Source organism: Stenotrophomonas sp. P5_B8 (assembly GCF_054049855.1).
On record NZ_JBFULO010000102.1, the window covers coordinates 1 to 11,153 of the forward strand.

Consider the following 11,153-nt stretch of genomic DNA (forward strand, 5'->3'; position numbering starts at 1 on the left):
GCACCAGGAACGACACGTTCAGGATGTGCACCTTGTCCGGCAGGATGTGATTCTTGAACTGGTCCGGGAACACCATGATGGTGTCGAAGGCAAGAGAACCACAGATCAAAGCGGACATCGATTAAGGCCTATGCGGAAAGGAGTTTGAGGCCCGCCAGGCGGGCAACGAAACGGCGCCCTGCGGCGCCCTGCGGCGCAAAGGTTAACGGGTGAGGCGGCTTTGGGCCAGAACCGGGACTGTCCGGCGTCGGAAATTTTCGGCTGAATGGCCGTGAAGGCTGGCTTTGCACCAGATTTGTCCTTGCTCGCACACAGGGGGATTGCTAGGCTTGTCGGCCTCGAATTCTGCCCATTTTTTCGCCATCCCGCGTTGGGCGCGACACCCCTCAGGATCAACACCCAGATGTTCAAGAAACTGCGCGGCATGTTCTCCAATGACCTGTCCATCGACCTGGGCACGGCCAACACCCTCATCTATGTGCGTGGGCAGGGGATCGTGCTGAATGAGCCGTCCGTGGTCGCCGTGCGCCAGGACCGTGCCATTGGTGGCACCCGTTCCGTGGCTGCCGTGGGCGCCGAAGCCAAGCAGATGCTGGGCCGTACCCCGGGCCACATCACCACCATCCGCCCGATGAAGGACGGCGTCATCGCCGACTTCACCTACACCGAGGCGATGCTCAAGCACTTCATCAAGAAGGTGCACAAGTCGCGCTTCCTGCGCCCGAGCCCGCGCGTGCTGGTCTGCGTGCCGGCCGGCTCGACCCAGGTCGAGCGCCGCGCCATCAAGGAATCGGCCGAGGAGGCCGGTGCGCGTGATGTGTTCCTGATCGAAGAGCCCATGGCCGCCGCGATCGGCGCCGGCATGCCGGTGACCGAGGCGCGCGGTTCGATGGTCATCGACATCGGCGGCGGCACCACCGAAGTGGCGGTCATCTCGCTCAACGGCATCGTCTATTCGGCCTCGGTGCGCATCGGCGGCGACCGCTTCGACGAGTCGATCACCAACTACGTGCGCCGCAACCACGGCATGCTGATCGGTGAAGCCACCGCCGAGCGGATCAAGGTCGAGCTCGGCTGCGCCTACCCGCAGGCGGAAGTGATCGAGATGGAAATCTCCGGCCGCAACCTCGCCGAGGGCGTGCCGAAGATGATCAAGATCAACTCCAACGAGGTGCTGGAAGCCCTGCACGAGCCGCTGTCGGGCATCGTCAGCGCGGTCAAGCTGGCGCTCGAACAGACCCCGCCGGAACTGTGTGCCGACGTTGCCGAGCGCGGCATCGTGCTCACCGGTGGTGGCGCGCTGCTGCGCGACCTGGACCGCCTGATCTCCGAAGAGACCGGCCTGCACGTGCAGGTGGCCGACGATCCGCTGACCTGCGTGGCCCGTGGTGGCGGTCGTGCGCTGGAGCTGGTGGACATGCACGGCAACGAGTTCTTTGCGCCGGAGTAAGCGGCACCCGCTTTGTTCCATGGACGCGCCCCTGCGGCGTGATGCCCGCTGCGTGCCTGCCACGCCGGGCATCGCAGCGCCGGGGCGTTGTCGCATCCCCTTCCTGTCGTCCTCCAGTCGAAGCCAGTCGTRCCGCCCTACGCCGGTCCCCCCGTAGCCTCCCGTCAGGGCGATGCCGCCAGTCCACTGCGGCTGCTCGCCTACCTGGCCCTGGCCATCACCCTGATCGTGCTCGACGACCAGGCCGGCTGGCTGTCGCGTCTGCGCACCCAGGCCAACGTGCTGGTGCAGCCGGTGTGGGCGCTGGCCGGCTTGCCGGGCCGCCTGGGCACCCAGGTCAAGGACAACGCGGCCAGCCATGGCCAGCTGGTTGATGAAAACCGCGAGCTGCGCAACAAGCTGCTGATCGCCAACGCGCGCCTGACCCGCCTGCAGACCGCCGCGCTGGACAACGCGCAGCTGCGCGAACTGCTCAACGTGGCCGAGCGCAGCGGCCTGGACGTGCAACTGGCCCCGATCCTGGATATCGACCTGGACCCGGTGCGGCAACGCCTGGTGCTGGCCGCCGGCAGCCGCGACGGCGTGCACCTGGGCCAGGCGGTGATCGATGCCGGTGGCCTCATGGGCCAGGTGATCGCCACCACCGGCAGCAATGCCACCGTGCTGCTGCTGACCGACCCGGACCACGCGGTGCCGGTGACCGTGGCGCGCAACGGCGTGCGGCTGATCGTGTACGGGCGTGGGGACACCCTGGAACTGCGCGACATTCCGCTCAGCGCGGGGGTGGAAGTGGGCGATGAGATCGTCACCTCCGGCCTGGGCGGGCGTTTCCCGGCCGGCTTCCCGGTAGGCAAGATCACCGCGCTGCGGCCCGATGACACCCACGCGTTCCTGGTGGGGGAATTGAAGCCAGCCGCGCAGCTGGATCGCGGCCGCGATGTGTTGCTGCTGCGCCCGGGCGCGGCGATCCGGATTCCGCCGAACCTGCGGCTTCAAGGCGAAGCCGGTGGCCCTGCCACCACGCCGCTGCAGCAGGCGCCGACCGACGCCACCGCCGGCCCCGCGTCGCCCGCCGCAGCGACCACGACTCCGCCCGCAGCCTCGACGGCCGTGCCGGGTGCGCCCCCGGCCAGCCCAGCGGCCGGCGCACCCACGACCGCGCCAGCGTCGACGCCGGCCAAGCCGCGCCAGGCACCGACGCCCGCACCGGCCGCCGCCGCCCCTGAATCCACGGTAGTGCCGAGCCATGCTCGGCAGCCGGAATCGGTGGAGAACCGCGAATGAGCCGCCTGCGCGACAAACCGTGGGTGCTGCCGGTCAGCGTGGTGCTGGCGCTGCTGCTGGGCCTGCTGCCGCTGCCGGCGTTGCTGCAGCCGCTGCGGCCGTACTGGCTGGCACTGGTGCTGGCCTACTGGGTCATCGAAGCGCCGGACCGGGTCGGGCTGGGCATCGCGTTTGCCAGCGGCGTGGTCGCCGACCTGCTGTACGGCGGGGTGCTGGGCGAACAGGCACTGCGGCTGGTGATGCTCACCTTCATCCTGCAGCGCTTCCGCGCCCGCATCCGCTTTTTCCCGATGTCCCAGCAGATGCTGGCCATCGGCGGGTTGCTGTTCAACGACCGCATCGTCAGTTCGGTGGTGCATATCGTGGTCGGCGAACCGACCCTGCCGTGGTCGTACTGGTGGGCGCCGCTGCTCGGCATGGGCCTGTGGCCGCTGCTGTTCGTGCTGCTCGATGCGGTGCGCTTCGGGCGTCGCGGTCGCTGACATGTACGTGCGCCGCCAGGCCAAGAATCCCCACGCCGAAGCGGAACAGTTCCGGCGCCGTGCCGCGCTGGGCTTCCTTGGCGTGCTGGTCTGCCTGATCGGGCTGGGCGGCTGGTACTTCAAGCTGCAGGTGCTGGACCACGACGTCTATGCCACCCGCTCGGAGGCCAACCGCATCAAGCCGCGGCCGGTGGTGCCCGGGCGCGGGATGATCTACGACCGCAACGGGCGCCTGCTGGCCGAGAACGTGCCTGCGTTCCGGCTGGACATCACCCCGGACAAGGTCAAGGACATGGACGCCACCCTGGCCGGGCTGGCGAAGATCCTCGACCTCAGCCCGGAGGACATCGAGACCTTCAACAAGTCGCGCAAGGCCCGCCGCAAGTTCCTGCCGGTCACGCTCAAGCTGCGCGTCAGCGATGAGGAAATGGCGCGCTTCGCGGTCGACCGCTGGCGCTATCCCGGCGTGGAGCTGGAGCCGTACCTGACCCGTCGCTACCCCTACGGCGACCTGTTCGCGCACATCATCGGCTACGTCGGCCGGGTCGATGACAAGGACCTGGAGATCCTCGGCGAGGGCAACGCGGCGCTGACCCACATCGGCAAGTCCGGGCTGGAGCGCTATTACGAGCAGCAACTGCGCGGCAAGGTCGGCTACGAGCAGGTCGAGACCAACGTGCAGGGCCGCGCGATCCGCACGATCGGCCGGGTCGCCGCGCAGTCCGGCAGCGATCTGCGGCTGTCCATCGATGCCGATCTGCAGCGCGCGATGGTGGCCGCCTTCGGCGATTTCGACGGCGCGGCGGTGGCGATGGACCCGCGCACCGGCGAGGTGCTGGCCATGGTCAGCCTGCCCTCGTATGACCCGAACCTGTTCGTCAACGGCATCTCGCATGCCGATTTCAAGGCGCTCAACGACAACCCCTCGCGGCCGCAGTTCAACCGGCTCGTGCTGGGTGGCGTGGCGCCGGGTTCGACGATCAAGCCGCTGATCGGCCTGGCCGGCCTGGACAGCGGCACGCGCAAGCCCGAAGACAAGATCCTGTCCACCGGCATGTTCTACCTGCCCGGCACCTCGCGCGGCTGGGGCGATGCCAACCGCGGCGGGCATGGCTGGACCGATCTGCGCAAGTCGATCACCCAGTCGGTCAACACGTATTACTACAAGCTGGCGCTGGACATGGGCATCGAGCGCTTCGACCACTACATGGGCTATTACGGCTTCGGCGAAGCGACCGGCATCGACCTCACCGGCGAGATCGGCGGCATCCTGCCCTCGCCGCAGCACAAGTACAAAACCCGCAAGGAGCGCTGGTATCCCGGCGACACGGTCAACGTCAGCATCGGCCAGGGTGACTGGAAGGTCACCCCGTTGCAGCTGGTGCACGGCATCGCCGGGATCGGCAACGGCCAGCTGCGCACCCCGCACCTGGTGATGCAGGAGCGGGCCGGCTTCGATGCCGACTGGACCCCGGTGCCGGCCGGCGAGACCAAGCCGGTCAGCCCCAATCCCGGCAATCTGCAGGCCGTGCGCGAAGGCATGATGGGCACCATGCGCCCGGGCGGCAGTGGCGCGCGGGCCGCGGCCGGCGCGCCGTACACGATCGCCGGCAAGACCGGCACCGCGCAGGTGATCAGCCGCCGTGGTACGGCGGCGGTGAACCCCAAGAGCCTGCCGATGCACCTGCGTCACCGCTCGTTGTTTGTCGGCTTCGCGCCGGCCGAGAACCCGGTGATCGCCGTGGCGATCGCGGTCGAGGGCGGCGGCTACGGCGGCTCGGCCGCAGCGCCGATCGCGCGCAAGCTGTTCGATGCGTGGCTGCTGGGCAAGATGCCCGACGGGCTGGAACCCCTGGACAGCGAGCGGGGTACCACCGCGATCGGCATCACCGGGTTCGACAGCGGTGACAGCAACGCGCGGGCCGCCGGCGATGCCGCGGCTGCGCTGCTGGAATCGCTGCCGATCGTGGTGGGCCTGCCGAGCGCGCCGGTTCCCGCGCCGTCACCGCTTGCCCCTGGCGCGCCGGTGCCGGCCGCCGCACCGCCGCCGACAACCCCGGAGCGTGCGCGATGAAGGTCTTCCTGCGCTGGGCGACCGACATGGTCGTGCGTTTCAGCAGCACGCTGGACTGGGTGCTGTGCCTGGCCCTGGGTGCGCTGATGCTGATCGGGCTGGCGGTGCTCAAGAGCGCCGGCGGCGACGGCCTGGTGTTCGCCCAGGGCGCGCGCTTCGTGGTCGGGTTGGGCGCCATGTGGGCGATCTCGCGGGTGTCGATCCTGCGCATCCGCTCGGCCACGCCGTTGATCTATGCGATCTCGATGATCCCGCTGCTGGCGGTGTTCGTGCTCGGCACGGGCAAGTACGGCCGGCAATGGCTGGATCTGAAACTGTTCTACCTGCAGCCGGCCGAGCTGCTCAAGGTCAGTCTGCCGATGATGGTGGCCTGGTACCTGCACCGCATGCCGCTGCCACCGCGTTTTTCCACGGTGATGGTCAGCGCGGTGATCATCGGCGTGCCGACCGGGCTGGTGATGCTGCAGCCGGACTTCGGTACCGGCGTGCTGATCGCGGCCAGCGGCGCGTTCGTGCTGTTGCTGGCCGGTCTGCCGTGGTGGTGGGTGGGCGTGGCGGTCGGCGGCGTGGCGGCAGCGGCGCCGGTGGCGTGGTTCTGGCTGCTGCGGCCCTACCAGAAGGACCGCATCATGATGTTCCTGGATCCGGAGATGGATGCGCTCGGCGCAGGCTGGAACATCATCCAGTCCAAGATCGCGATCGGGTCCGGCGGATTCGATGGCAAGGGCTGGGGGCAGGGTTCGCAGTCGCACCTGAACTTCATTCCCGAGCAGACCACGGACTTTGCGTTCTCGGTGCTCAGCGAGGAGTTCGGCTGGATCGGGGTGGCGACGGTGCTGGCGTTGTACCTGGTGGTGATCGGCCGCTGCCTGTGGATCGCCTCGCAATCGCGCGATTCGTACTCGCGGCTGTTGGCCGGCGCCACGGGCCTGGCGTTCTTCGTGTACGTGCTGGTCAACGGCGGGATGATCTCCGGCCTGCTGCCGGTGGTGGGCGTGCCGATGCCGCTGATCAGCTACGGCGGCACGTCGGCGGTGTCGTTGCTGGCCGGTTTCGGCCTGGTGATGGCCGCGCGCAAGCATCAGCCCGTCCACGGCGGCTACGGCTGACCCATGGGTAGCGCCACGCCATGCGTGGCTGCTGTTCGCTGACTGCCCGCCCTCCTCGACGAGCGGCTGCGCTCCGCGCTCGGTCGGGATCGGCTCAGGTCCGCGCGGCGGCAAGGGATGCCCGCGCATCGCAGCGACTGTGCTGCCCAAGGTCCCGTCAGGGCCTGCCCCCAGCGGCAGGATGGTTCATCGGCTRAGCGGGGGAAGCGAAGGCTCGCCTCTGCGGTCGGCTGGGAGTGATCGGATATCCGGCAAAGCAGGTTTATAGCGTCAGGGTTTGGCGGGTTTGGTGCACGGATCGTCAACAAAGTGACGGAAAAGTGAGATGTGGCGCACAGATATGAAGTGCGTTGATCCTGATCAATGGACTTGTCGTAAACGGACGGCAYAATGGCGGCCCGCCAGCAGGGGTATGTCGAGCCAAGCGACATGCCTGGGGAGCTTGGTGGGGAGTAGTTGACCCAACGGGTACAAGGGGCGAGGCGCGCGCTGGGGAGTTGCGCGCCGCGCCGGTACCGACCGGGTCGGTTTGGCCGGTTGCGTCCATGGGGATGGGGACGTAACCGGCAGACCTTAATAATTGCCGCTGACCCGCACCTGATGTGTCAGGGGCCCGGATGCATCCATGGCTGAATGGGGAATCTGACTGCGATCACTGTAGACGCAGCGTTAACGATTGTCCCTTGTCGCAGGCAATTCGTTGTGATTCATGGTCTTAGGGGTTTTAATTCATCCTTGACCTGCTAACCTGCCGCGATGATTCGACGCACTCTGGCCTGCATGCTTACGCTCGGTTTGGTCGCCTGCGCGACCCAACCGCCTTCTCCGTCACCGTCGCCGCAGGCGTCCGGTGCCCCCAACAAGCCGTTGCCGGGGCAGAAGGGCCCGGCCGAAGCCGCGCCGGAGGCCGCTGCCGCTACGGCCGCGCCGGTGGACCTGACCCCGGTGCCGTTCGAGGTGGCCCGCGCCAACTTCGTGCGCGACACCGCAAAACGCTATGGCATTCCCGCTGCGCAGATCGAGGCCACGCTGGCCCAGGCGCAGGTGCGCGATCCGATCATCGCGGCGATGTCGCGACCCGCCGAGCGGGTCAAGCCGTGGAACGAGTACCGGCCGATGTTCATCAGCCAGGCGCGGATCGACGGCGGAAAGAAATTCCTCGCCCAGCACCGCGACGAGTTGATGCGCGTGCAGCAACGCACCGGCGTGCCGGCCGAAGTGATCGTGGCGATCATCGGGGTGGAAACCAGCTACGGCGGCAACACCGGCAGCTACCGCGTGCTCGATGCGCTGTACACGCTGGCCTTCAAGTACCCGCGCAGTGGCGATCCGTCCAAGCTCGAGCGCGAAGTGCGCCGTGAGCTGTATTTCCGCGACGAACTGGCGCGCCTGTTCGCGCTGACCCGCGACGAGAAGCTGGACATCACCGCGATCAAGGGCAGCTACGCCGGCGCGATGGGCATGGGCCAGTTCATGCCGTCCAGCTACCTGGACTTCGCGGTGGACGGCAACGGCGATGGGCGCCGCGACCTGTCCAACAGCTACGACGACGTGTTCTCTTCGATCGCCAATTACTTCGTCAAGAAGGGCGGCTGGGTGCGCGGCGGTCCGGTCGCGGTGCCAGCCACACTGGCCGCCGGCCGCGAAGAATTCAATCCGACCGAGTGGGCGCCCACCTGGACCCTGTCCGAGCTGGCCCAGCGCGGCTATCAGCCCAGCGCGCCGGTGCCGGCAGGCCTGACCGCCACGCCGATCACGCTCGAAGGCAGCACCGGCAAGCAGTACTGGCTGGGCTTCCAGAACTACTACGCGATCACCCGTTACAACCTTTCCAAGATGTACGCGATGGCCGTGTACCAGTTGTCCCAGGCCATCGCCGGACAGGAGCTGCCGCCGGCATGAACGCACGCGCACGCTGCAGATGGCTGGTCCCCGGTCTGTTGGTCCTGGCGCTCGCCGCCTGCAGCAGCGCGCCGAAAAAGCCGGCCAGCGCCGGCAGCGCCAAGCCCGGCAGCGGCACGCTGGTGCAGGGCAAGGGCAACCGCCCGGCGCATTGTCCGGACGGGTCGCCCTACAAGGCCGCCACCGAAGATCCGACTACCCGCGGCGACTACCGTGCCGGCGGCTTGTACAAGCCCGGCGTCAACGACAGCACCCCCACCTATATTCCCAACGTGGCCTGCATCCCCGAGCCGGAGGTGGTCGACCTGCCGCGTTCGCCGGTCGGCAACAAGTCGCCGTACGTGGTGCTGGGCAAGCAGTACCAGGTGCTGGACAAGACCAGCGGCTATGCCGAGAAGGGGACCGCCTCGTATTACGGTGCCAAGTTCCATGGCCGCCTGACGTCCAACCGCGAGGTGTACGACATGTACGCCTTCACCGCCGCCCACAAGACCCTGCCGCTGCCGAGCTTTGCGCGGGTCACCAACCTGGACAACGGCGAATCGGTGATCGTGCGCGTCAACGACCGCGGCCCGTTCCACGACGGCCGGGTGGTCGACCTGAGTTATGCCGCCGCCGTGCGCCTGGGCATCACCCAGCGCGGCACCGGCAACGTGGAAGTGCGCGCGCTGACGCCGGGCGAAGGCAACCTGCTGGCCGACAAGCCCTCGCGTCGCGAGCGCCGCGCGGCCGCAAGCGTGGCCGCTGCMGCGCAGCCGCGTTCGCCCAGCGACATGGACAAGCTGGTCGGCCGCCTGCCAGCCGCCACGGCCCCGGCTTACGCGGGCGCCACGGTGGCCAGTGGCCGCCCGGCCGCGACCCAGGCGGCACAGATCGACGATGCGCCGGTTACCGTCAGTGCGCTGCCGGCCGCGCCGCTGGTGGCCGCCGTCGTGCCGCCGCGCCCGGTGGCCCGCCCGACCCCCGTACCGGTGCCCGCCCCTGCAAGCCTGTCCCAGCAGGTGGGCAGCGTGTTCCTGCAGGTGGCCAGCTTCGCCAGCCGCGACAACGCCACCCGTGCACTGGGCCAGCTGTCTTCGGCCGGCATCGTCGGGGCCAGCATCAGCGACATCGTCAGCGGCGGCCGCACCCTCTGGCGCCTGCGCGTGCCGGCGGCCGACCACGCCAGCGCCTCGGAACTTGCCGGCCGCATCGCCGGTCTGGGCTTTGGTGCGCCGCAGATCGTGAAGGACTGACCGCCGCCGCGAGCGGCGGCGTCCCGCGCGCACCGTTGCATCGGCCTACAATGGCCACACTCCGTCTTTCCACCTTGGCGCCCCACCAGGAGCTTGCTGTCCAATGAAATTCCGCTTTGCCGCTGCTGCCATGGCCACGACCCTGTTCGTGGGCATGGTCTCCGCCCAGACCCCGCAGCCGGCCCCCCAGCCGGTGCCTGCGCCTGCCGCCGCCCCGGCCACCGTCGCCACCCCGCCGGCGCCCAGACCCAGTGTCTCCAAAGCCTGGGTGCTGATGGATTACGCCACCGGCCAGGTGTTGGCTGGCGAAAATGAACATGAGCAGCTGGCCCCGGCCAGCATCACCAAGGTGATGACGTCTTATGTCGTTGCCGCCGAGGTCAAGAACGGCAAGGTCCGTCCCGATGACCAGGTGATGATGAGCGAGCGGGCCTGGCGCGAAGGCGGCGCCGGTACCGACGGCAGCTACAGCGGCTTCCCGGTCAACCAGACCGCGCGTCTGGAAGATATGGAAAAGGGCATGGCGATCCAGTCCGGCAACGATGCCGCGATTGCCCTGGCCGAGCACGTGGCGGGCAGCGAAGAAGCCTTCGCCTCGCTGATGAACAGCTATGCCGCCAAGATCGGGATGAAGGACTCGCACTTCATCAACGCCCACGGCCTGACCGCGCCGGGCCACCACAGCACCGCCTACGATCTGGCGCTGCTGGGCCGGGCGATGGTGCGCGACTATCCGGAAACCTACGCCTACAACAAGGTGAAGGAATTTACGGTCGGCAACATCAAGCAGCCCAACCGCAACCTGCTGCTGTGGCGCGATGGCAGCGTGGACGGGATCAAGACCGGCCATACCTCCGAGGCCGGCTACTGCCTGATGAGCTCGGCACAGCGCGGCGACCAGCGCCTGATCGCGGTGGTGCTGGGCGGCAGTTCGGAAAAGCAGCGCGCCGATGACAGTCTGGCCCTGCTCAACTGGGGCTTCCGCTTCTTCGAAACCCACCGCATGTACGAGCCGGGCAAGGCCGTGGCCGACCACAAGGTGTGGAAGGGCAAGGCCGACACGGTGCAGCTGGGCGTGGCCCAGCCGATGCTGGTGAGCGTGCCGCGCGGTCGTTACAACGACCTCAAGCCGACCATCGACGTGCCCAAGACGCTGGAAGCGCCCTTCACCGCGGGCCAGAAAATCGGCACGCTGAAGGTGACGCTGGATGGCAAGGTGGTCGCCGAAGCGCCGCTGGTGGCCGTGGCCGCCGTGGAAGAAGCCGGCTTCTTCAAGCGTCTGTGGGACAGCTTCTGGATGTGGTGGGAATCGGAGTGATCCGGCGCCACTGAATCGAAAAAAGACCGGCGAAAGCCGGTCTTTTTTTGGCTTTTTTCCGAAGGCAGGGGCGTCTTGTTCCGGGGGCTGTGCAGAGGGCGTACGGCTGTACGTGTGTGGTCGGGTGGTCGGGTTGTCCGAGTGACATTGGGGATCTGGGGCACCTTTTCGGTCGGGCTTTTCGCGCGCGTGAGGGCCCCGTAGCGGSCGGTAGGCCCCTGGCGCAAATGTCCCCCGGCCGCGTGGCGGCCTCCTCCTTKATTTTGCCCAGGAGCCTACCGCCCGCTACGGGGCTCGGC

General features: G+C 68.1%; 8 protein-coding genes and 1 pseudogene. 8 read left to right on the plus strand and 1 reads right to left on the minus strand.

Translation table 11 applies throughout. The features are described from left to right. Positions 1–118, minus strand: a pseudogene (locus tag ACXJKH_RS08045) (carbohydrate kinase family protein); the annotation flags it as partial. Positions 119–403: 285 nt separating this feature from the next. On the opposite strand from ACXJKH_RS08045, the gene ACXJKH_RS08050 reads away from it, so the two are divergent. From ACXJKH_RS08050 to ACXJKH_RS08085, 8 genes are all read left to right on the plus strand, one after another. Continuing rightward, a complete protein-coding gene (locus ACXJKH_RS08050) occupies positions 404–1,450 on the plus strand; it encodes a rod shape-determining protein (RefSeq protein WP_038686189.1) in 1,047 nt (348 codons plus the stop codon). Positions 1,451–1,537: 87 nt separating this feature from the next. Next, positions 1,538–2,734, plus strand: coding sequence for a rod shape-determining protein MreC (gene mreC, locus ACXJKH_RS08055; protein WP_457319034.1), 1,197 nt, complete (start codon positions 1,538–1,540; stop codon positions 2,732–2,734). Next, positions 2,731–3,216, plus strand: coding sequence for a rod shape-determining protein MreD (gene mreD / locus ACXJKH_RS08060; protein ID WP_256777464.1), 486 nt, complete (start codon positions 2,731–2,733; stop codon positions 3,214–3,216). The genes mreC and mreD overlap by 4 nt, the downstream gene beginning before the upstream one ends. Position 3,217: 1 nt before the next feature. Further along, positions 3,218–5,290: a penicillin-binding protein 2 gene (gene mrdA / locus ACXJKH_RS08065; RefSeq protein WP_256777465.1), complete on the plus strand. Its 2,073-nt coding sequence runs from the start codon at positions 3,218–3,220 to the stop codon at positions 5,288–5,290. Continuing rightward, positions 5,287–6,399, plus strand: a complete 1,113-nt coding sequence (rodA, locus tag ACXJKH_RS08070) for a rod shape-determining protein RodA (protein ID WP_256777466.1) — start codon at positions 5,287–5,289, stop codon at positions 6,397–6,399. Before mrdA ends, rodA begins: the two co-directional genes overlap by 4 nt. Before the next feature lie 756 nt (positions 6,400–7,155). After that, positions 7,156–8,301, plus strand: coding sequence for a lytic murein transglycosylase B (gene mltB, locus ACXJKH_RS08075; RefSeq protein ID WP_457319035.1), 1,146 nt, complete (start codon positions 7,156–7,158; stop codon positions 8,299–8,301). Continuing rightward, the gene (locus tag ACXJKH_RS08080) at positions 8,298–9,536 is read left to right on the plus strand and encodes a septal ring lytic transglycosylase RlpA family protein (protein WP_457319036.1); all 1,239 of its coding nucleotides are present in this window, start codon (positions 8,298–8,300) and stop codon (positions 9,534–9,536) included. Before mltB ends, ACXJKH_RS08080 begins: the two co-directional genes overlap by 4 nt. A gap of 103 nt (positions 9,537–9,639) precedes the next feature. Next, positions 9,640–10,854: a D-alanyl-D-alanine carboxypeptidase family protein gene (locus ACXJKH_RS08085; protein WP_457319037.1), complete on the plus strand. Its 1,215-nt coding sequence runs from the start codon at positions 9,640–9,642 to the stop codon at positions 10,852–10,854. Positions 10,855–11,153 lie beyond the last annotated feature (299 nt).